Here is a 21,315-nt window from a genome sequence, read left to right on the forward strand (position 1 = left end):
TGCAATACTATTACCAGCTCACCACCCCTACCGTTTGCAATAGCAATGTCAGATTGAGTAGAATCACGATGGCCGCGATACCCGAAATCAGGAAAATAGTTCTTTTAGCATTGGCATATTTTCCCATCACTTTGCGGGAAGATGTCAGATAAACCTGAAGAAGTACTGTAATAGGAAGCTGCAGGCTCAGCAACATCTGAGAAATCAGCAATCCCTGAAACGGATCGGAGATAAAGAAGATGACCAATACTGCCCCGACAATCGAAATAAGCACGCCCCAACGGGAGTGGTTATCGCGAATATCGTAGGGTTCAGCAAAAAGTCCGGCAAAAATGGTACCACCTGCCATGCCGGAAGTTACGCAAGAGGCAATACCAGCCATCAAAAGAGCTACCGCAAATATAGCCGAGGCATTACTACCCAGCAGCGGTTGCAGTAATTCATGCGCCTGTTGCAATTCGCTTACCGGCTTACCCATTTTAAAGAAGGTAGCCGCAGCCATAATAAACATAGCGCTGTTGATAGCCCAACCCACAAACATCGAGAGCAAGGTATCCGCAAATTCGTATTTCAACAGTTTACGGATCGAAGCATCGTCTCGTTTATGCAGTTGTCGGCTCTGTATCACTTCCGAATGAAGAAACAGGTTGTGAGGCATCACCACAGCTCCCAACACACTAAGAACAATGAGTAACGACCCATGCGGTATCTGAGGCGTCACCACGCCCACAGCCACTTTGCTCCATTCCACATTAACGAGCGAAAGTTCGTAGATAAACGAGATACCGATCAACGAAACGAAACCGATGATCCAGCGCTCAATTTTTCGATAAGAATTGGTGAGCAACAAAGTAAGCACAACAATGGCTGAGAGAACAGCTCCCAACTTTAGCGGAACGTTGAACAACATCTGCAAAGCAATGGCTGCTCCCAAAATTTCGGCAAGCGAAGTAGACACAGAAGCAATCATGGCCGTACCCAAAACCGAGCGGGAAACCACCGGGCGCAGGTGCAGGGTGGCTGCTTCAGAAAGACACAAACCTGTAGCAATACCGAGATGCGCCACATTGTGCTGCAACACAATCAGCATCAACGTGCTGAGCGTCACCACCCACAGCAGCATATATCCGTAGCCTGCACCACCGGCAATATTCGTAGCCCAGTTACCAGGGTCGATAAAGCCCATGGTAACCAGCAATCCGGGACCGATGTACTTTAGCACTTCGAGCCCGCCCAGTACCGGATGGTGACCAACTTTACTGAATAAATTTTTCAACATAAATCAAGAACAAAGAGAAAAGAAAAAAGAATAAAGACGAATAGTATTATCTTTTATCATTTATCCAATCACGATTTTTTAGGAACAGCCCACTGAGTACTGAATACGGAGTACTTAACTACTTTCCTTCACATTCCTTTATCAATGCAAGCAATTTTTCCACGGCTTCTTCTTCGGGAATATTCTTTTCAACGCACTCCTTGCGGCGATAGAGACTTACCTTTCCTTTACCGGCACCCACATAGCCATAATCGGCGTCGGCCATTTCGCCGGGACCGTTTACAATACACCCCATAATACCGATCTTGAGTCCGGTAAAATGTTTAGTCGCTTCTTTTACTTTCGCTATCGTGGTTTGCAGGTTGAATAATGTACGACCGCAACCAGGACAGGAGATATATTCTGTTTTGGATGTTCTGACACGCGAAGCTTGTAAAATACCAAAGGCAGTAGCCACTACCTCATCGTCGTTAAGCATCGGATTTTCAAGCCAAATACCATCACCAAAGCCGTCGATAAAAAGGACACCTAGATCGGCAGCCGCCGACACCTGAAAGTTTTCCTTGTCATCATCCACATATTTGCGGTACAGAATAACCGGCACTTTACAGTCTTTGTTCATCAGTGTATGAAAGAAAGCCCTCATTTCACCCACCGGATTGGCATGATCAGAAGAGAGAATAACGACAATGTTTTCAGAGGATTTCAGCTGCTCAATCAATTCATCATTGAGATCGCGATAGGTAAGCTGCACAAATTTTACCGGAACCGGCGAAACTATAGCCGCTTCAATTTGCTGTGCCGTAAAAAGTGCCAAATGACTTTTGAGATAATCGGGTTTCAAATCGCCAAAATCACTTCCGGTGCCCACCACCACAGGCACATGAGCATCCCCGATATTGCCTACAGAAAGCGCTTCACGACGTTGATAGACGTATGGATTGAACACCCCGGCCACTTCAGCCTTTATTGGCAGATGACAAGCACAATTGACCACATGCTTCATCAATTTCAACGCAACAGGTATTTCCTTTTCCGGATCTTCACTCAACGAAACTCGAATAGTATCACCGATACCGTCAGCCAGCAAAGCACCAATACCCACCGCCGACTTAATGCGGCCGTCTTCGGCATCGCCCGCCTCGGTAACCCCCAAGTGGAGCGGATACGACATACCTTCGTCGAGCATAGTAGCAACCAGCAAACGTACGGTTTGCACCATCACCACCGTATTCGATGCCTTGATGGAGATGACGATATTGTCGAAGTTTTCTTCACGACAAATACGCAGAAATTCCATGCTCGATTCCACCATTCCGGCAGGAGTATCGCCGTACCGACTCATAATGCGGTCGGATAGCGAACCATGATTTACTCCGAGTCGCAAAGCGGTATGATGGCGACGGCAAATTTCGAGCAAAGGAAGCAGCTTCGCCCGAATTTTCTCTAATTCCTGACGATAGCTTTCGTCGTCATATTCCAGTTTTTTGAATGTACGGGCGCTATCGACAAAGTTTCCGGGATTGATCCGTACTTTTTCAACGTATTGAGCCGCTACTTCGGCTGCTGCGGGATTGAAGTGAATATCGGCCGAAATAGGCTGGCGATATCCCCGTTCTATCAACCCGAAGCGGATATTTTGCAGATTTTCAGCCTCGCGCACACCCTGAGCAGTAAGCCGTACCAATTCGCCTCCGACATTAAAAATACGGATAGCTTGTTCTACACTACCGTCTGTGTCAAGGGTAGAGGTATTAGTCATCGACTGAATACGGACAGGATTTACACCTCCCATTTTCAGTGAACCGATAGTCACTTCGTGTGACATACGACGACGATAATTGAATAAATCAGGACAATATTTCATTTTAATTACAAGTTATAAATTATTAATTATGACACTAGAAGATGTGTCATGCGAGCTTATTTTTACCATTAAGGCATTAAGAGAATTAAGATATATGCTTCCTTTGATCTTAATATTTTCATGCCTTAGGTATTTTGAAGTTTATCAATCAGGTAACGAAGCAAAATACTCATTGACTAATGGTTTCATCGATTTAGAAATGTTATCTGTAAAAAAATTAATCAATAATCCTTGAGGTGCTTCGAGTAGCTTCATATAACTCAATACCTGAGCTTCATGAACCGGCAAAATAGCTTCTACCGTTTTTAGTTCTACTACTACAACATTATTTACCAACAAATCAAGACGCAAATCTACATCTAACTCCAACTCGTCATAATATATTGGAACATGTACCTGTTGCTTTACTTTCAGTCCATTTTTCTCCAGCTCATACTTCAGACATTTCTCATAAATACTTTCAAGCAACCCTGGTCCCAATGCTTTATGCACGTCAATCGCACATCCAACTATTTTGTAAGACAACCGAGTTATATCTTTCTTTGTCATATGATTTCAAATTGAGCGTCATTAAACAATTAAGAAGATTCTATTTCACCTTGAGGTTTCTTAATGACTTAATGATTTAAGATGTTTCAGATTCTCATTTCTCCTCCTGATACAATAACATATTTAGTTTGACAATAATAATTTTTACCATTAAGGCATTAAGAAGATTACGTTTCTTCTCATTCTTGATGGTTTATTTTGAGTTTATATTTTGGTATAGTATCGGCACCATTGCCGGATGCCGCATTCTTCGCATTTTGGCTTGCGGGCAATGCAGACATAGCGTCCATGCAGGATGAGCCAGTGATGCGCCTTCGGAATCAGTTCCGGCGGAAAAAGCGAGACCAGCGTCTTTTCCGTTTCGAGTGGCGATTTGGAATTGGTAGTCAATCCCAACCGTTCCGAAATACGGAATACATGCGTATCAACGGCCATGGCCGGTTTGTTGAAAATAACAGAAGCCACCACGTTGGCCGTTTTGCGACCCACGCCCTGCAATTTCTGCAACTCTTCGGGCTCCGATGGCACTTCACCACCAAATTCATCTACCAACTGACGCGCCATAGCGACCAGATGTTTGGCTTTATTATTCGGGTAAGAAACGCTCTTTACATATTCAAAGATTACTTCGTGTGTGGTAGCGGCCATTGCTTCGGCAGTCGGAAAATCGGCAAGCAGCTTCGGTGTCACCATATTGACCCGTTTATCGGTACATTGGGCCGATAAAATCACCGCCACCAGCAATTCAAAAGGATTCGTATAATGTAGCTCGCTTTCGGCTACAGGCATATTTTTTTGAAACCACTCAATCAGGTGATTACAACGTTCCTGTGGTGTCATTTACTTCCCTGTTTAGATTATATCGCAACCATAAACCGTGCGATACAACTCATTTTTTACTTGTTCGAAATTTTGTTTGAGTAAAGTTCCTTTCCACTCCATCAACCGCAATTCCACCGAATTTTGACCCGGAGCATAAGGAGGCTGTATAAACTGTTGCTCACAGAGTTCAAAGCCTTCTCTTTCGTAAAAACGAATACGACGACTATTTATTTCACACACCGGAGGTTCCACTTCCAGTACCACCGGAAGATTACTCATTCCCAGGTATTTGTTTAATGCCGTTTTTCCAATAATCTGACCCCGAAATGCATGCGCAATGGCAAAATGCTCGATATAACGGAACCGCGGCAATTGCCAGCTCAGAAACAAACCTACTGGCTCATCGGCTTTCAACAAAATATTGCACCAGAAATTAGATCGCTGCAACAATGTTTCAAGATCGGGTAACGGACGGCGTTCATCCGCAGGAAAAGCCTCCAAATAGCAGCTCACCAGAAATTGCCAATAAGGATGTTCACTACTGACTACACGATCAAAAACAACCATAGAACAATGATAAACGATTAATGGTCAATGAAAAATCGGCATTTCTTTCCCATTAACCATGCATTTTTCAAAATTGATTCCGGTGAATTTTATCGTATGCCAGTTTTGCTTCGTCGTACGGACGGCGTTCTTCGTCTTTATAGCCGATAGCAATCACGTTTACCACGTTCAGTTCGCCCGGAATTTGCAAAAGTTCGCGAATATATTGTTCGGCAGTAATATCATCATTGTGAGGGCGACGGGCAACCTGTACCCAGCAACTTCCCAAACCCAGATCCTGTGCCTGCAATTGCAAAAAAGCCGATGCAATGGCAGCATCCTCCAGCCAGCAATCGCTTTTGGAAGGATCGGCCAGCACAACAATAGCCAAAGGTGCATTGGCGAGCAGAGTGCTTCCCATTGGGCGACTAAGCGACAATTTCTGTAATAATCTGGCATCATCCACCACCACAAACTCCCATGATCTGGAATTCTTGGAAGTTGGAGCCATCAATGCCGACTTTAGCAACGTATCAATTTTTTCGGGTTCAACAACCTGAGGTAAAAACTTCCGGATACTACGACGATATTTTACAAGTTCAGAAATTTCAATCATAATAGATTATATATTAATTATATACAACTAAAAATCGCAATAAAATATAAAGTAAAAAAACATCAATACAAATATAAGGCTAATCACCGGTTTTTCCTACCCACATATTTTAACGACAGGCGTCAATCTCATAATGTTTGAAAAGATGTTGATAAATATGTGCAGAACATACCAATGTATTTGAAATTATCCGTAATTTTGTAATCTGTAGCCAATTATTACTTACAACAAGCATCATCGCAAAAATCCTTGTTGTTATATTTGCTACCAAACACCGATTAACAGGCATTTTGCATGGAGGGATTACTTCAACATTTAGAACAGCTCATCATTCAGCACGACTACGCCATTCTTCCGGAATTCGGCGGGTTTATAGTGAATTATGTCCCTGCTAAGATTGATGAATCCAGAAACCTCATCACTGCACCCTGCAAAGAAATCGTCTTCAATCCTGCCCTGAATTACAACGACGGTTTGCTTGCCGGTTCTATTCAACAGTCTGAAAATGTGTCTTTCCGAAAAGCCAATTTAATTGTTCGCGACTACGTTGATGAATTAAAAAAACGATTAAAAAACGGAGAAACTGTAGCTCTGGGAAAAATCGGCAGCTTACACCTGAACGAAAACGGACAAACAGAATTCATATCGGCCGACTCATATGATTTTCTACCGGATAACATCGGCAATTACGACATTCGGCTCAAAGCTGTAAATCACGAAGAAGAGGAAACAAGTCAGATTGTACTTCAATTTCCAACGACCAAGCGTCGTTTATACAAATATGCAGCAGTTTTTGTCGTATTGATAGGCTTAGCCGTGCTGACGCCACTGCTTCACATGCATTTTTCACCTTATTTAGCGAAGCTCAACCCGCTGGCTTTTTTCCAAAAAGATTCAGTATTAACCGACTCCTCTCACAAACATCTCATTATTGCAATTGCAGACACTGATGAGTTAAAAAAAGATAGTCTAACTAAAGCGCCTCTTGCATCTGACAGCTCCAAAAACAGATGCAAAGCGCCTTGGCATGTAATTGCAGGTTCGTATCCAACCAAAGTAGAAGCCGTTGATAAAGCACGGGAGCTACAAAAGCAACCGGCATACAAAAGTACCTGCATAGCTTACAGTACAAGATTGAGCAAAAGTGCTATACCGGCAGCCAAAAATCCGATAAACGTTCAAGCACAACCACAAGGTCAACAAAAAGCATGGCATATTGTAGTTGCAAATTTCGAAACGCCAAATAAGGCTCTCAGATTTGCGCAACAACAATCAGCAAACGAAAAAATGCAGATAGAAGCTTACGGCACAAACAATGTTTACCGGATCATTGCAGGATCCTATTCGTCAGAAAAAGAAGCTGACATTAAGCTTGCAGAAATAAGAAAACGCGCAGCCTTCAAAACAGCATGGGTACTCCACAATCCAGTTTTGTTGAACTACCCCCTATCTTCAAAGCCGACTGTAGCTCCGAAAGCTACAGCACAGCCAGTAGTTCAAAAAACGACATCTTCAAACAGCAATATACCGCAATTAACTAACGATTCGTGGTATGTGGTAGTTGGCAATTACGTAACGCTACAACAAGCACAGCAATACGCCAATGCAACCGGGAAAGCAGAGAAAGTTTCGTTAAGTGTGGTAAAAGACAAGAAATTCTATCGGGTCATTGCCGGATCATTCAGCGACAAAGAAGCTGCTAACGCCAAGGTCAAAGAACTACACAAACATGCAGCCTTTGCTGAAGCCTGGGCATTCCACAAACCGCAAAAATAGCACACAGTACTCAGTCGACAGTACACAGTGAGGTTGAATCGTGTAATCGTTGAATTGCTTAATCTGCAGATTACTGAAATCTTGAACCCTGAAACTTTGGGATCAATTCGTGACTGTGTACTGAACACTGTAAACTGCGTACTAAATCACAAATCTACCACGGTAATTCCCGCGCCACCCAACTGCACATGTTCGTCGGCAAAATGGCGCACACCGGGAATGGTTCCCAAATATTGGCGGATGAGTTGACGAAGGATGCCGGTACCAGTTCCGTGAAGGATGCGCACCCGCTCCACGCCCATCATCAGGGCATCGTCGATAAAATATTGCACCGCTTGTAACGCCTCATCGCCTCGCATTCCGCGCACGTCGATATCCTGTTTGAAGTTAAGTTTTCGCTGGCGCAACACCTCATCGCTATCACTACCCAACGCACCCTTCTGGCGGACAATCTCTTTCTCTTTATTACGACTCACCCGTTCGAGACGGTTGGCTTTAACGGTCGATTTAAGATTTCCAAACGCCACAGTGACGTTATTGCCATCCACCTCAATTACATCGCCAATGGAATCGTGACCAGCCAGTTTCACCCGATCGCCCGCTTTGATCGGTTCTTGCTTCGGTTGCTCAGGCTTTTTGTGTTGCTTCTCTGGTTTGGGTTTATGCTTTTCTTTGGGTTGTTTTTCGTGCTTCGGTTTTTCGTCGAGTCTGGTACGGAATTCCTCGAACTCCTGACGCGCGCCACGGGTAGCTTCCCGTTCGGCCTGCGCCTCCTTAATGCGACGAATCGTATTTTCGATGGTGGCATTGGCCTCCGACAACAGCTGCTGCGCCTCGGCTTTTGCCTTATTGAGCACCTCTTTGCGCTGCGCCTTCATCTCGCTCTGATCGGTTTCGTAGCGGGCGGTCAGTTCCTCGAGCCGTTTCTCTTTCTGGCGGATCTGCTGCCGTTTGTTTTCCCAGTAATGTTTGTCGCGCAAAATATCCTGCACATACTTATCCAAATCGACATGCGCCGAACCTGCTTTTTCAGATGCTTCAGCAATTACCTCTTCCGAAAGTCCGATTTTGCGGGCAATTTCGATGGCAAACGAACTGCCGGGAATACCAATTTGTAATTTATAAAGAGGTTGCAACTGATGGCGATCGAACAGCATGGCGCCGTTGACGATACCTTCGGCCGTCTCCGCAAAATGTTTCAGGTTGGTGTAGTGGGTGGTAATCACCCCGAAAGCACCGTTGGTATTGAGGCGATGCAGTACCGCTTCAGCAATGGCGCCCCCGATCTGAGGTTCAGTACCGGTACCGAATTCGTCGATGAGCAAAAGGGTTTTTCCGTTGCTATTGCGGATAAAATGCTTCATGTGCAACAGGTGCGAACTGTAGGTCGAAAGATCGTCCTCAATCGATTGTTCATCGCCGATATCGATAAAAAGCTTGTCGAAAATACCGAAACGGCTGGCATCACTTACCGATACCGGAATACCGCACTGCACCATGTATTGCAGTAAACCCACCGTTTTCAGGCAGACCGATTTACCCCCAGCATTCGGTCCCGAAATCAGCAGGATGCGTTGTTTTTCGTTCAACGTAATATCGAGCGGAACGATGGACTTACCCACTTTCTTGAGAGTGCGTTGCAACAGGGGATGAACGGCACGCTCCCACTCCACGCGACAATCGTTATCGATGCGGGGAACAATGGCGCCATTATCGAGTGCAAAAAGCGCTTTGGCACGGATGAAATCGAAAATACCCAACACGCGATAGGCTTCCTTTAGCTCTTCGAGATCGGGACGAATGTAGTTAGCAAACTCGGTAAGGATGCGAATCTTCTCGCGCCGCTCGTCCGATTGCAATTCACGTACCCGGTTGTTGGCCTCCACCACCTCGGCAGGCTCTATGTAGACCGTCTTCCCGGTGGCCGATTCGTCGTGCACGATACCCCGCAACTTCCGTTTGAACGAAGGAGAAACGGGAATCACCAGACGGCCGTCACGTACCGAAGGAGCGGCATCTTTCTCCACAAAACCTTCAGACTGCGCCTTTCTGAGAATAGAATGCAAGGTACGTGAGATGCTGCCCTGCACCTGAAACAGGTCGCGACGGATCTGCGCCAATGCTGGCGAAGCATTGTCTTTCAACAATCCGTGGGGATTGAGCAAGGCATCGAGCCGTTTAAGCACTTCGGGAAAAAGCGCGGTACCTTCGGCACAAGCACTCAACGCCACGTAACGTGTTTCGTCACGGCGGGCAAAAAACTGCACCAAATCGCGAATGGTACTCAGCGAACGTTGCAGGTCGAACAGTTCCGACTCCTGCGGAAAAGTTCCCTCCACCCGCAAACGCGAGAGCATTTCGCGCAAATCGAAATAGTAGCTCACCGGCCAGGCATCAGACTCCTCCATCAGGATGTCCATCATTTCGCGCGTCTCGGCAAGGCGGCGCACCACCTCATCGTAAACCGGTGAAAAGACGGTCAGTTCCACCTCTTCGCGCCCAATAGCGCTAAGACAGCGTTCCTGCAGGAGGGTACGAACAGTGTCGAACCCCACTTTATGCTCAAAATTTGAAGGATATATCATCTAATGTGGCAATATGCTAATTTGAAAATGTGTCAATTGAATCGGAATCGGGGCACACGGATTACACGGAATTCTTCACGGATAAACACTGATTTTATAATGAAATGTGATCCATGTTACCAAGGCATCAGTGTAATCCGTGTGCTCAGATTTTCGGACTACAAAAATACGCAAACAATTTGATACGGGAATATTTTGAAAACGACAGTCTCTTCAGAACATTGCCAGCTGACGCTTTGCCTCCATCGCAAATATTTAACTTAAATAGTTGTAATTTAGAAATAAATTATTGATCTTTGGAAGATAAAAAATAAGATGAGAAAGATTCTATACATATCAATATTTTTGATAGCAGTATGTCCAATTGTTTTCAGCGGTCAAGTGAATAAAACGCCCCAACAATTGATCGACATTACCATATTCAATACTCAGGAAAAGAAAAATTGGATTTTCCAGAAGGACTATCAGCTCTCTCAACTCAACCAATCTGAGATCTCAGAATGTGAGCATATCTTGAAAATCTTCATTGATCAATACAATATCAAAGGAAAGGCCAAACTGGACAGTCTAAAAAAGCGCTACAACACACCAAAGTATAAACATATTCAATTTTTAAAAAATCAATTTTATATCGATCTGAAAAAATACGGCAGACAGTATATTGCGGTCAAGGACAAACACAGCCATACAATTGTATATATTAATTGCTTTTGCAACCCATCTGAGTTTTCCTATAGAAAACAAGAATGGGTTCAGGTTGAAGACGGAGGAAATTGTTTCTTCCAAATTAAAATCGATCTGAACGATAAAAAGGTCATCGATTACAAAGAAAATGGTGTAGCATAAACACGTCGTACCTAAAGGCACTCCGATTTCTGATGAAGCATTTCGTTCTATAAACCTTACGTACCTAACGGCACTGAACCTGCAAAATCCAGCAAACAAAAATCCCGTTAGGGATGAAAGGCTTATAGAAACTAATACGCACCAAAGAAACATAGTCCCATCGGGACGACACATAATAATAACCTTACAAAACACAATACCAATGTCTATTCCAACCAGCAGAACCAAAGAACAGGCCAGGGTACTAATCGACGAAAACCTTTGCAACGGATGCGGCCTGTGCGTCAGTGTGTGTAAAGATTTCAGTCTGGAAATAGTTGACAAGAAAGTCCGGTTGGCCGACACGGCCGTATTCGGATGCATCGGCTGCGGGCATTGCATGATGGTGTGTCCACAAGAAGCTATCACCATCGAAGGACGTTGCATGAGTAAGGAGGACCTTTTTGATCTTCCAGCTCAAGAGACGGCCTGCGATTTCTCCTCTTTCCGTAGCCTGTTGACCCGAAGACGCAGCATCCGCGAGTTCAAGGATATTCCGGTCGACAAGGCATTGATTGAACAGGTGATCGTAGCCGCACAAACGGCTCCAATGGGCTTACCTCCCTCCGACGTGCATGTGCTTGTGCTCGACACCAAGGAGAAAGTCCACGCCTTTGCCGCCGATTTCACCGCTTATCTCGAGAAACTGAAATGGCTCACTTCGGGCTGGTTTCTGGCTCTGATGCGCCCGTTCTGGGGTAAAGCCAACAACGAACTGTTTCGCGGATTTGTCAAACCCTGTCTGAAAGTGTACACGGAACGGATGAAGAACGGCGAGAACGTGATCAATTACGATGCGCCGGTTGCACTCTATTTTTACGGATCTCCTTATAGTGATCCGGCCGATCCATTGGTAGCGGCCACCTACGCCATGCTCGCTGCCGAAAGCCTCGGGCTGGGTACCTGCATGTTGGGAGCCGTGCATCCGCTCATTCAGAATGGGAAAGCGGCCCAACGTTTTCGGGAACAACACGGTATCCGCTACGCGAGCCGCGAAGGTGTTTTTGTCATTATGGGACATCCCGCCATCCATTACAAAAAAGGAGTGAAGCGCACATTCGCATCGGTCGATTGGAGATAAATTGGTAATAGTGTCGTGCCTAACGGCACTAAACGATCAAGATACGGCAAGCGAAAATCCCGTTAGGGATGAAAGGTTTATAAAAATGACATCGAACTATATGAACTCAGTCTCGTAGGGACGACAAAAACAACAACGCATGAAAAAACTGCTGATCTATTTATTTGTGCTGCTACTGGTAGCCTGTGGCAGTAAAAAAAGCGATATTCCGGTACCGGAAAACGCCACGCAATATACCTTCTCGTTGCCGCATCAAATCGAGTTTGGGGTTGCCAGCGGAAGCTATGTGGTCATCTACCAGTATGCCCAGCCACTCGATACAGCATTTTACTATAGCAACATTGTTAACATCGGAAAAGACACCATCGTTTACGCTCAGGCTCGCTCCTTACCGGATGAAACAGGCCGACGGTTCGACTCCAAAACAAAAGCGATGAGTGGCAACGTGACGGCGTTGGTTTTGTACGATGGCAAAAAGTTTCATTACCTGAAACCGCCCTATTTCGATCCTTATTTTTCAGCATTTTCTGTCGAGGGGCAGGAACTTTACTATTGGGGAATCAATAAAGACAACGCCAAAACCTATGCCTGCCGTTACAACCTGAGAACAGGAGCGACTAAAGCCATTTACCTTATAGTGGATGAAGGAACCGACTATTTCGGAGCATTCTATCCGCCTCGTATTGACGAATCGGGCATTCTATTCAAAGAAGATATTGGTAACCAGTGGGTATTCAACAAAGCATTCGACCAGATGCTGAAACGCATGGTTCGTCCGGAAGCCGAAGAAGAAAAGGATTCGGTAAAAACAGAGACAGCTTTATTTAAAATCTGAAAACATGACCTATTCAAACTTATTCAAATCAAATACTAAGATCCAATTCCTTGTTCTGATATTATTAGGATTTATCGGATTTACATCTGCTTTTGCCAAAGAGTTTCAAACCGACTTAAACGGATTCCGACTCAAACAATTCCGAACAGTGCCTAAAAACGAACTGAAAAATTTACTGCAAAAGGATAAATTCGAAGACGGATTTGAGTATGAAATGTACGCCATTAAACCGGACACTTCGGTCTACATGACTTTTGAATACGACAAAGCCGACCTCAACGTGATCTGGTCTATACAGGTTACCGGAAGAGCTAAGGGTTACGATTGTAAATTCAAGGGATTGACCTTGGGAATGAGCAAAGATGAAGTGGAACATACACTTGGACAACCATCCTCTAAAGTAGATGCAGGAGAATATGGAACCCGTTGGGAATATGAGGGAACAAATTACAGTGTAGAAATCAATTCTCAGAACCAATTGAGCAGTATCAAAATCATGAACATATCCGATAAATTCTTCCCTCGAGTTGATGCCACAATGATCCCTTCTTTTGAGCAATTCTCTGCCGTTATACGATCTGGAGACCGTAAGAAAATCATCAATTTGCTTGATCCTGACATTGAAATTTACGAGAAGAACGAGACCTATTCATTCGAAAGAGCAATCGACTCGGAGATCGACAGCGACGCATCGGGGGTGTTCCGCAGGATCGAAACTATCAAAGCAAGATTAGAGCTTGTTAACCCTACCGACTCTACTCAATACGAAGAAAATATACGCATTATGGAGGGGAGAACTCCTATGCATGTCGCTAAAATTAAAACTGCTAAAAATTATACTGAAATCGTTTTCAATTGGACATTTGGTAAATACCGGATATGGGAAATCAAACTAGATTAAACAGGAATTCCAGTAAATCAGCAGTGGCATCATCATTTCCATAATTATCACTCAAAATTAATAGAAATACACGATGAACTCTTTTGCTTACTTTTAAAAGCCACAGTGAATTCCAAACTACAACACTGGATAAAAAGGGGAGGTATGTTACAAATCACACCTCCCGTTCCATATTATAACAGACCTTTACCGGGGCCTACCTCCACCTCCCGGAAATCCACCGCCGCCGGGAAATCCTCCACCGGCAGGACGATCAAATCCTCCCGGCATCTGAGATGGGTCGAAACCGGAACGAGAACGGTTGCCACTCCGGCGATTCCCCATATTATTGAAACGATAAGAGAAGGTCAACATACAATAGCTGGTAAGTGCGGTGTACTGGGTATCGGTGATGGAGTTAGTCGTAACGCTCCGGTTCAGATTAAGCCGTTGATGAAGAATGTCGTTGAACTGAAGACGGAGAGAGCCTGCATTATTACGCAAAAACGCCTTGTTCAGTTGAGCGTTCCACATCACCTCATCCTGGTTGTATCCGGCACTCAACCCTCGATTGGCTGTATAAGTAATGTCGGATGATAAAGAGAATGACCAGGGGAAGGTTATCTGATTGTTGTACGAGATATTATAGGTAGTCGACTTTCGCGGAGAAATTCCCTCCATCGAATAGTTAGCGGAACTATACCGGAGCAGCCCCCGGAACTGACAATAAAACCAGTTGTTCTTGTAACTTATCGATAAATTGGGAGAGACGGACGCTGTATGTGCCACATTGCGTTCGCTTTGCTTTTGCAACAAAGTATAACCCACCTGATTGCTATAGCTGGCTCCGGTTCTCAGGTTCAGGTTAAAGTGCATCTGTTTGTCGAGCGGGGTTGCAAATAAAATGTCGGCCTGGCTGCTCCACGTACCGTTTTCGTTTATTGGCTTCGTGTATTGCACACCTGTGCGAGGCTCATAGGTTGTATAATTGACAATTGAGTTCTGCTCAAAAGTATGGGTCAAAGACGTACTGAACGACGACTGAGACGCTCTGTTATTGCTGTTATATTCAAGTGAAATATTGTGATTAAACGACGGCAACAGATCCGGATTACCACTGCGGATATTCAGCGGATTGGTTACATCCTGCGACGGATCTAGCTGTGTGATCGAAGGCTGATTGGTTCTTCCATTGTAACGAAGACGCAAAAACTTACGAAGCATCCGGTCGCCTGAGAAACGGTAGGTAAGTTCAAACTGAGGAGCGTAATTGACCGTTTTGCGGGGCTGCGGTTCATTATAGACAGAATCCAGACCATTGCCAAACCAATCTTTGATATAACCCAAATTACGTGTATAACTTGGAGAAACAGACATACCGATATTGTACGTATAACGGGGATGCACCGATCTCAAATTGACCCTGATATTCTGACTGATAGAATGCACGGATGAGCTACGACTGTAGTTTGCGTTCAGGTCGCTGTATGTTCCGTTCACCGGATCGTAATCATAAGTTTCCCTTTCATTGATAGTATTATTGAACTGTATATTGTACAAGAAATCAATAAAATAATTCTTTGCAATGGGCTCCACATAAGTAAATCTCATGTTGTAAGAATTACGGTTTGCCGTGTTGGCATTTTCCTGATTAAACACCGTATTTTTCCCTGTAGCGAGATAGAAGATATTAGTTGAATTGTTTGTCCCGTTACCATTACTCTCATTCAGATTTAATGAGCCGCTGAAACTTATACGTCTCCCTTTAGCCGAAAGTCTACGCGAAAAGTCCAATTGCAAACCCAGGTTGGTACCGTTGGAACTTAATGAACTGGAGGAATTACTTTCGTTTACCGCGGTAGAATCTCTATCGCCGGCCATGGACTTTTGATAAGAAGAGTTATGAGCCAATGATGAATTATACGAAAAGGTAGGTGTAAAAATAAATGTAGTCACCGAGTCCATCTGATACTCCATTTTACCGCCTATCGAAAAATTGTGGGTAAAAGAACGGGCAATCGAGGTACTTCGGCGATAGGAGACACTGTCTGTAAAAATGTTTTCGCGAAAACTGCGGCTATTGGTATAGTTATCCCCATAATTATACGATATATTACCACCTACTTTCAATTTTTTATTTACTTCCTTTGCCATATTAAACCCGACAGTAGATGAACTTGTAATTCCAGCTCCTCCGGTTCCGCCACCGGTTCCACCGCCACCAAAACTGCTTCCACGACCCGACATTACATTGTTTCCGCGATCAGTAAAAGCTCTTTCATTGATATTATTCGAGTTTCCTACAATAGAATATTGCTCGGTGTCGGTAAATCGGTTTAGCATGGAAGAAGCTACATATCGGGGATCTTCATCGTTTTTATTATTGAGGATTTGACCAACTCCGGCTGAAATATTACCCATCCAACCCTTCATCATTCCTTTTTTTATGGTAAGATTGATAATAGTTTCGGGCTCATCGTCATCTACTCCGGTCAACAGGGCCAAATCCGATTTCTTTTCAATCACCTGTACTTTATCCACAACATCTGCCGTTAGATTCTTAGTGGCCATCTTCGGGTCATTCCCAAAAAATTCCTTTCCGTTTACCCTTATTTTAGACACTTGTTTACCCGCAGCCGTGGTTATTTTGCCGTCGGCATCCACCTGTACGCCGGGTAAGCGTTTAATCAAATCTTCAACCACCGCACCTTCGGGAGTCTTGAAAGCGGCGGCATTATATTCCACGGTATCTTCCTTTACAACCATTTCGGGCAACTTACCGGTTACGGTTACGGTTCCCAGCATCACATTCGAAGCCCCTAATTTTACATTACCCAAGTCAATAACGCTTCTCCGGAAATTTTGTTCCCGTATGTTCAACCGTTTCGTGTTATATCCGGTAAATGACATCAAAAGATAATAGCCACCCGGTTTTACATTCTTCAGTTCAATACGCCCGTTTTGATTTGTCACCGCGCCTTGTGCCAGTTGATTTGTCTTTGAATTGAACAATCTCACCGAAGCAAATTCGATGGGCTGATTATTCACCGAATCTACAATCGTTGCTCTAACTGTAGCAACGTTGACCGCACTTATGGATGCTCCGGAACTGGACTCTCGCTGCCCCTGAGCAGATAAAGCAACGGTTGCGAAACACAAAATTAAAGCTGCATAAAATTTAATCTTCATCTTTCTGAATTAAATGGTTTTGTGCATTTTTCAAGGTGTGGGTTTTCATATATTGACTATCACAGGCTAACAAAGTTTAAGCTATTGATTAAAAAATATTTTCAACATCAACATCCTCTCTTATTTTAATTCCCTTTAATAGAAGGAAGAAATCTACCTGAACACCCTACCTGCATTCCATTTCGACCATTGCATATGCAAAAATGTTAGTATCTTTAAGGATATTTTTGATCAGGCTCCGACCCAACAGATGAATCCGGAGAAATCAACAACAGACGCATTATTTATTTTATTCACTAACCATTTCAAAAGAAGCTCATTCATGCACAAGCTTTTATTAATCATTTGCTTATTTGCATCCATTGCAACCTCACAGGCCAAAGAGTACCGCATCACCGATTTCGGAGCCTGCACCGACAGCACTCAACTCAACACTTCCTTTATCCAGCAAACTATCGACAAAGCAAACGCCGAGGGCGGGGGCACCATTGTTATTCCGAAAGGGGTTTTTCTTACCGGAGCGCTCTTCTTCAAAGCCAACACTTCGCTTCGACTAGAGGACGGTGCCGTATTGAAAGGATCGGACAATATTGCCGACTATCCGCTCATTCCTTCGCGCATGGAAGGGCAAAAGCTCGATTATTACGCGGCACTGATCAATGCGTATAACGTCAATAACTTCACCATTACCGGACCGGGAGTCATCAACGGCAACGGACTCAAGTTCTGGAAAGAGTTTTGGACGCACCGCGAAGATATGAAAAAGATAGGCAAATCGAGTACCAATCTGGAGGTGCACCGCCCGCGCCTGCTCTTTATCTGGGGATGCAACAATGTCATCATTCGCAATGCCACGCTCTGCAATTCCGGTTTCTGGACTACACACCTCTACCAGTGCAACAACGTGCTGATCGAAAACTGTACCATCAAAGCGCCCTTCAAACCGGTGCCGGCTCCCAGCAGCGACGGCGTGGATATCGACGTTTGTAAAAAAGTGGTGGTACGTGGTTGCTTCATTTCGGTGAACGACGACGGTGTTTGCATCAAAGGTGGCAAGGGTCCGAATGCCCGAAATCTGCCCGAAAACGGTCCGGTGGAAGATGTGCTGGTAGAAAACTGCACCTTCGGCGACACCCACGGCACCCTCACGCTGGGCAGCGAAAGTCTGTGGGCACGCAATATCATCGTCCGTAACTGCAAGATGGACAACAATTGTCCTATTCTGCGCATCAAATTGCGCCCCGACACTTACCAAACCTACGAAAACATTAAAATAAGCAACATTACCGGCCGGTGTGGCAACATCATCGAAATGCGCCCCTGGAAACAGTTTTTCGACATGAAAGGAAGTACCGAAAAACCCTACGGCATTGTGCGCAACATTACAATGGAGAACATCAACGTTACCTGTAAGAGTTTCGGCATCATGGAAAGCAACCCGAGCGATCAGGTAGCGGGTTTCACCTTCAAAAACATTACCGCGAAGGCAGATACACCTGAGCTGATAACCAAATTTCAGGGAATTAAAACTGTTAATGTCATGGTGAATGGTAAACCATTAGTGACAAAATAATCTGTGTCGCGCATTACATTAATTGGATAAAACGGACCTGACCTCAAAAAAACAGGTGAAAAATCATTTTCCTAAATTAAAAAACCATTATCTTTGAAGTCATATTTGGTGACCCAAAAGAACAAATCTTAAAAGGAAGGGTTACTAACTCAAATATTGTCCAATAAAACAGATAGAATTAATGAAAGAACTTGTACGTTGTAAACCTTGCGGATACGTGATGGAAGCCGACAAACTGGGCGATGTATGCCCCGCTTGTGGAATGCCCCGCAAGGCTTTTGAACCATATCGCGAACGTGTTGCCGCTAATCGTCTTTTAGTGCTTAGCCTCGATATGCACCCCATTGCCATCCACCTTTCACAGACATTTGTGATTATGATTCCGGCATTGATGGCCTTTATATGGCTCTTCCCGAATCTGTTGAACGAAGTATTTTCGAATGTGCTGATTTTTACAATCTATGTCTATCCGCTCACCATCCTCGCTTCGATCGTGACCGGCATTATCGACGGATTATTCCGTTTTAAATCGCTGACTCCGCCGCTGCTGAAGGCAAAGATTCTATACAGTTGCCTGATACTTATCAGCTCGGGACTCACCTTTGCACTCTCCTATCACGGTGAATACAATATGTGGGGATTTATTTGCAGCATCTTCAGTCTGGGCTTCGCGGTGCGTCTCGGCCTGCTGGGCAAGCACCTTCTCGACGTAATTCTCCCGGGCTCTTATCCGGTAAAAAAAGGAAAAGTTCCGGCAAAAGAAGCATAAATATCAGAATAGAAAAAGTGAATGTAAGCAAAAAGGCATCCCGAGTGATTCAGGATGCCTTTTTCAATATCAGTGATGCCGTTCATCGCCCGGGCAATGACAGGGCCAATCGTGCGAGAGATCGATGCAGGTAATAACGGTGGTTTCGTTTCCGCACGAAGCTACGATGATGCGTAACTTTTCGCCATTCTCATAGCCTTCCAGAGCGTAACGCTTGTGGCAATCGTCGGCCTTCAGATTACTCTTTTTGTAGTTAATATAACCGTGATGCAGTAGGTCGGCTACCTCTTTTTCGTCGATATTGCGGCACTCCATCCGGCAACGGGCATGTTTGGAATAGCTTATTTTGGCAGGATTACGATTCAGTTCGCCGCTGTCGGATGCCGGTTGTCCGGCTGGTCGTGACTGACAGGCAAAAAACAGCGAAAGAATTAAAAACAGGGCTCCGATTCGTAATTTCTTCATTGGAATTGTTCTGCTAAGATTTTATCTTTGCAAAGCTAGGACTTCTTTTGGAAGCCACAATCGTCATCCTGTCAAATAATCCGTTATGAGTAACAATCGCGTACTGCAAATATCGCTCGATATCTATATCAAAGCCTATGAAATAGATGCCATGGGCATCGTGAGCAATATTGTTTATGTAAAATGGTTCGAAGACATGCGCCACATCTTCCTCGACCAGTTTTACACCTACAAGGAGATGATGACCGAAAATCGCTCTCCCATTCTCACTAAAACGGAGGTGGAGTACAAAACTCCGCTCTCCATTTTCGATCAGCCTACCGGTTACGCCTGGATGGAAGAGCTGGGTGCTTCGAAATGGGTAATGGCGTTTGAGATATGCAGCGGCGAAACCGTGCATTGCTCCGGCCGGCAGTCGGGTTGCTTTTATGACGTCAATCGTAAACGCCCCATCCCGTGGCCTAAGGATGCCGTGGAAAGATATCTGGCGGCCGCAGAAAAAAACAAACACTAAAGAATGGCGATCTACCTTTCACTTTTGCGGGGAATCAATATCAGCGGACACAAGAAAATCAAAATGTCCGATCTGAAGGCATTGTACGAATCACTCGGATTCGGACAGGTAACTACCTATATACAAAGTGGAAATGTACTGTTCTCTGCCCAAACAAACGAGACCGACAACATTCTTTCTCTCCGCATCAGCAAGGCAATTGAAGACCGTTTCGGGTTTGATGTGCCTGTTGTGATCCGCACGCAAGAAGAGATGCAAAAGATTGTCGCTCAAAACCCTTTTTCCGAAGAAGCAGAAGCGACACCCGATAAGTTAGTGGTGATGTTCTTAGGTTCGATTCCCGACGCCGCTACCCTTGCTAAAGTACAAACCAAAATTGACGACAACAGCCGCTTTGCTTTTATTGGGAAGACCCTTTACTTCTTTTATCCCGACGGCTACGGACAGACCAAATGGCACTCCAACTTTTTCGAGAAGCAGCTCCGCACCACCGTAACTGCCCGCAACTGGGCAACAACCTGCAAGCTGGCCGGAATGGCAGCCGATTTAAAATAAAAGCACACGGAATAAACCAGAAAACCGGCTTACCCGTGTGCGGGAAAATATAGTTGGAATGTTATTTCAGTTTCTTCGCTATCCAGTTGTCGACGGAGAATTTACCGCTACCGCCGATGAGAATTGAAATGGCAAGACCCAGCACCAGAATAAAATATTCCATTCCTTCGCCTTTCTGCGTGCCGAACCAGTTCATAAAGAAACCGTTGTCGACATGTCCGCCCAGAAACATGGCACCACCCAGCGTAAGTGCTATAGAGAAGGCCATAAAGCGGGTACCTGCACCCAGAATTACTCCGATACTGCCGAGAAATTCGGCTGAGATCACCATCAATGCCAGAATCACCGGCATTCCCATCTGTCCGTGCATAAACCCGACGGTTCCGCTCAGACCATATCCACCGAAAGCGCCTAACGCTTTTTGCATGCCGTGAGGTAAAATCACCGCCCCGAGGGCTAATCTACTTATAAGCAACGACCACGATTGTGTGTTCGTTGAAAAAAATTGTTTGATCATAATTTTGAGTTA

General features: G+C 44.7%; 19 protein-coding genes. 9 read left to right on the forward strand and 10 right to left on the reverse strand.

The window, feature by feature from the left end:
- Positions 1–10: 10 nt before the first annotated feature.
- The 6 genes from PJIAN_RS07565 to PJIAN_RS07590 all read right to left on the reverse strand — a co-directional run bounded on the left by PJIAN_RS07565 (position 11) and on the right by PJIAN_RS07590 (position 5,679).
- Positions 11–1,279: an Nramp family divalent metal transporter gene (locus PJIAN_RS07565; RefSeq protein ID WP_101750736.1), complete on the reverse strand. Its 1,269-nt coding sequence runs from the start codon at positions 1,277–1,279 to the stop codon at positions 11–13.
- A gap of 118 nt (positions 1,280–1,397) precedes the next feature.
- Entirely contained in the window at positions 1,398–3,107 is a 1,710-nt protein-coding gene (ispG, locus tag PJIAN_RS07570; RefSeq protein WP_236714389.1) for a (E)-4-hydroxy-3-methylbut-2-enyl-diphosphate synthase, read from the reverse strand.
- Positions 3,108–3,290: 183 nt separating this feature from the next.
- Complete coding sequence (locus tag PJIAN_RS07575; RefSeq protein WP_068703686.1) at positions 3,291–3,695, reverse strand: GxxExxY protein; 405 nt, start codon at positions 3,693–3,695, stop codon at positions 3,291–3,293.
- Positions 3,696–3,899: 204 nt separating this feature from the next.
- Positions 3,900–4,535 carry an endonuclease III gene (nth, locus tag PJIAN_RS07580; protein ID WP_068703688.1) on the reverse strand — a complete coding sequence of 212 codons (636 nt, stop codon included), beginning with the start codon at positions 4,533–4,535 and terminating at the stop codon, positions 3,900–3,902.
- Between the two features lie 12 nt (positions 4,536–4,547).
- Entirely contained in the window at positions 4,548–5,084 is a 537-nt protein-coding gene (locus PJIAN_RS07585) for a GNAT family N-acetyltransferase (RefSeq protein WP_068703690.1), read from the reverse strand.
- 67 nt (positions 5,085–5,151) lie between these two features.
- The gene (locus tag PJIAN_RS07590; RefSeq protein ID WP_068703692.1) at positions 5,152–5,679 is read right to left on the reverse strand and encodes a nitroreductase family protein; all 528 of its coding nucleotides are present in this window, start codon (positions 5,677–5,679) and stop codon (positions 5,152–5,154) included.
- A 294-nt stretch (positions 5,680–5,973) separates the two neighbouring features.
- On the opposite strand from PJIAN_RS07590, the gene PJIAN_RS07595 reads away from it, so the two are divergent.
- A complete protein-coding gene (locus tag PJIAN_RS07595) occupies positions 5,974–7,455 on the forward strand; it encodes an HU domain-containing protein (RefSeq protein WP_068703695.1) in 1,482 nt (493 codons plus the stop codon).
- 146 nt (positions 7,456–7,601) lie between these two features.
- Here the strand turns inward: PJIAN_RS07595 and PJIAN_RS07600 are convergent, their stop codons facing one another.
- Entirely contained in the window at positions 7,602–10,040 is a 2,439-nt protein-coding gene (locus PJIAN_RS07600) for an endonuclease MutS2 (protein ID WP_068703700.1), read from the reverse strand.
- Positions 10,041–10,355: 315 nt separating this feature from the next.
- On the opposite strand from PJIAN_RS07600, the gene PJIAN_RS07605 reads away from it, so the two are divergent.
- The 4 genes from PJIAN_RS07605 to PJIAN_RS07620 all read left to right on the forward strand — a co-directional run bounded on the left by PJIAN_RS07605 (position 10,356) and on the right by PJIAN_RS07620 (position 13,742).
- Entirely contained in the window at positions 10,356–10,886 is a 531-nt protein-coding gene (locus PJIAN_RS07605) for a hypothetical protein (protein WP_153802516.1), read from the forward strand.
- 202 nt (positions 10,887–11,088) lie between these two features.
- Positions 11,089–12,006, forward strand: coding sequence for a nitroreductase family protein (locus tag PJIAN_RS07610; protein ID WP_068703704.1), 918 nt, complete (start codon positions 11,089–11,091; stop codon positions 12,004–12,006).
- 139 nt (positions 12,007–12,145) lie between these two features.
- Positions 12,146–12,841, forward strand: coding sequence for a hypothetical protein (locus PJIAN_RS07615; RefSeq protein WP_068703706.1), 696 nt, complete (start codon positions 12,146–12,148; stop codon positions 12,839–12,841).
- Between the two features lie 4 nt (positions 12,842–12,845).
- Positions 12,846–13,742: a hypothetical protein gene (locus tag PJIAN_RS07620; protein WP_068703708.1), complete on the forward strand. Its 897-nt coding sequence runs from the start codon at positions 12,846–12,848 to the stop codon at positions 13,740–13,742.
- Positions 13,743–13,928: 186 nt separating this feature from the next.
- On the opposite strand, the gene PJIAN_RS07625 is transcribed toward PJIAN_RS07620, so the two are convergent.
- Positions 13,929–16,910, reverse strand: a complete 2,982-nt coding sequence (locus PJIAN_RS07625; protein WP_068703710.1) for an outer membrane beta-barrel protein — start codon at positions 16,908–16,910, stop codon at positions 13,929–13,931.
- A 322-nt stretch (positions 16,911–17,232) separates the two neighbouring features.
- Between PJIAN_RS07625 and PJIAN_RS07630 the strand changes: the two genes are divergently transcribed.
- Together PJIAN_RS07630 and PJIAN_RS07635 are read left to right on the forward strand one after the other, a co-directional pair.
- Positions 17,233–18,483, forward strand: coding sequence for a glycoside hydrolase family 28 protein (locus tag PJIAN_RS07630; protein ID WP_068704646.1), 1,251 nt, complete (start codon positions 17,233–17,235; stop codon positions 18,481–18,483).
- Positions 18,484–18,664: 181 nt separating this feature from the next.
- Positions 18,665–19,252 (forward strand): rubredoxin-like domain-containing protein, encoded by a 588-nt coding sequence (locus PJIAN_RS07635; RefSeq protein ID WP_068703712.1) that lies wholly within the window; start codon positions 18,665–18,667, stop codon positions 19,250–19,252.
- Between the two features lie 69 nt (positions 19,253–19,321).
- On the opposite strand, the gene PJIAN_RS07640 is transcribed toward PJIAN_RS07635, so the two are convergent.
- Positions 19,322–19,717, reverse strand: a complete 396-nt coding sequence (locus PJIAN_RS07640) for a DUF4258 domain-containing protein (RefSeq protein ID WP_068703714.1) — start codon at positions 19,715–19,717, stop codon at positions 19,322–19,324.
- An 85-nt stretch (positions 19,718–19,802) separates the two neighbouring features.
- Between PJIAN_RS07640 and PJIAN_RS07645 the strand changes: the two genes are divergently transcribed.
- Together PJIAN_RS07645 and PJIAN_RS07650 are read left to right on the forward strand one after the other, a co-directional pair.
- Positions 19,803–20,231 (forward strand): acyl-CoA thioesterase, encoded by a 429-nt coding sequence (locus PJIAN_RS07645; RefSeq protein ID WP_068703716.1) that lies wholly within the window; start codon positions 19,803–19,805, stop codon positions 20,229–20,231.
- 3 nt (positions 20,232–20,234) lie between these two features.
- Entirely contained in the window at positions 20,235–20,786 is a 552-nt protein-coding gene (locus PJIAN_RS07650; protein WP_068703718.1) for a DUF1697 domain-containing protein, read from the forward strand.
- 61 nt (positions 20,787–20,847) lie between these two features.
- Here PJIAN_RS07650 and PJIAN_RS07655 read toward each other — a convergent pair whose 3' ends face one another.
- On the reverse strand, positions 20,848–21,303 hold the full coding sequence (locus tag PJIAN_RS07655) for a DoxX family protein (protein ID WP_068703720.1): 456 nt from the start codon (positions 21,301–21,303) through the stop codon (positions 20,848–20,850).
- Positions 21,304–21,315 lie beyond the last annotated feature (12 nt).

This window comes from Paludibacter jiangxiensis (assembly GCF_001618385.1).
GTDB lineage: Bacteria > Bacteroidota > Bacteroidia > Bacteroidales > Paludibacteraceae > Microbacter > Microbacter jiangxiensis.

Excerpts from the sequence above, each read along its gene's own strand:
- PJIAN_RS07565 (WP_101750736.1), bottom strand. The coding sequence starts at position 1,279 with ATGTTGAAAAATTTATTCAGTAAAGTTGGTCACCATCCGGTACTGGGC.
- ispG (WP_236714389.1), bottom strand. The coding sequence starts at position 3,107 with ATGTCACACGAAGTGACTATCGGTTCACTGAAAATGGGAGGTGTAAAT.
- PJIAN_RS07575 (WP_068703686.1), bottom strand. The coding sequence starts at position 3,695 with ATGACAAAGAAAGATATAACTCGGTTGTCTTACAAAATAGTTGGATGT.
- nth (WP_068703688.1), bottom strand. The coding sequence starts at position 4,535 with ATGACACCACAGGAACGTTGTAATCACCTGATTGAGTGGTTTCAAAAA.
- PJIAN_RS07585 (WP_068703690.1), bottom strand. The coding sequence starts at position 5,084 with ATGGTTGTTTTTGATCGTGTAGTCAGTAGTGAACATCCTTATTGGCAA.
- PJIAN_RS07590 (WP_068703692.1), bottom strand. The coding sequence starts at position 5,679 with ATGATTGAAATTTCTGAACTTGTAAAATATCGTCGTAGTATCCGGAAG.
- PJIAN_RS07595 (WP_068703695.1), top strand. The coding sequence starts at position 5,974 with ATGGAGGGATTACTTCAACATTTAGAACAGCTCATCATTCAGCACGAC.
- PJIAN_RS07600 (WP_068703700.1), bottom strand. The coding sequence starts at position 10,040 with ATGATATATCCTTCAAATTTTGAGCATAAAGTGGGGTTCGACACTGTT.
- PJIAN_RS07605 (WP_153802516.1), top strand. The coding sequence starts at position 10,356 with ATGAGAAAGATTCTATACATATCAATATTTTTGATAGCAGTATGTCCA.
- PJIAN_RS07610 (WP_068703704.1), top strand. The coding sequence starts at position 11,089 with ATGTCTATTCCAACCAGCAGAACCAAAGAACAGGCCAGGGTACTAATC.
- PJIAN_RS07615 (WP_068703706.1), top strand. The coding sequence starts at position 12,146 with ATGAAAAAACTGCTGATCTATTTATTTGTGCTGCTACTGGTAGCCTGT.
- PJIAN_RS07620 (WP_068703708.1), top strand. The coding sequence starts at position 12,846 with ATGACCTATTCAAACTTATTCAAATCAAATACTAAGATCCAATTCCTT.
- PJIAN_RS07625 (WP_068703710.1), bottom strand. The coding sequence starts at position 16,910 with ATGAAGATTAAATTTTATGCAGCTTTAATTTTGTGTTTCGCAACCGTT.
- PJIAN_RS07630 (WP_068704646.1), top strand. The coding sequence starts at position 17,233 with ATGCACAAGCTTTTATTAATCATTTGCTTATTTGCATCCATTGCAACC.
- PJIAN_RS07635 (WP_068703712.1), top strand. The coding sequence starts at position 18,665 with ATGAAAGAACTTGTACGTTGTAAACCTTGCGGATACGTGATGGAAGCC.
- PJIAN_RS07640 (WP_068703714.1), bottom strand. The coding sequence starts at position 19,717 with ATGAAGAAATTACGAATCGGAGCCCTGTTTTTAATTCTTTCGCTGTTT.
- PJIAN_RS07645 (WP_068703716.1), top strand. The coding sequence starts at position 19,803 with ATGAGTAACAATCGCGTACTGCAAATATCGCTCGATATCTATATCAAA.
- PJIAN_RS07650 (WP_068703718.1), top strand. The coding sequence starts at position 20,235 with ATGGCGATCTACCTTTCACTTTTGCGGGGAATCAATATCAGCGGACAC.
- PJIAN_RS07655 (WP_068703720.1), bottom strand. The coding sequence starts at position 21,303 with ATGATCAAACAATTTTTTTCAACGAACACACAATCGTGGTCGTTGCTT.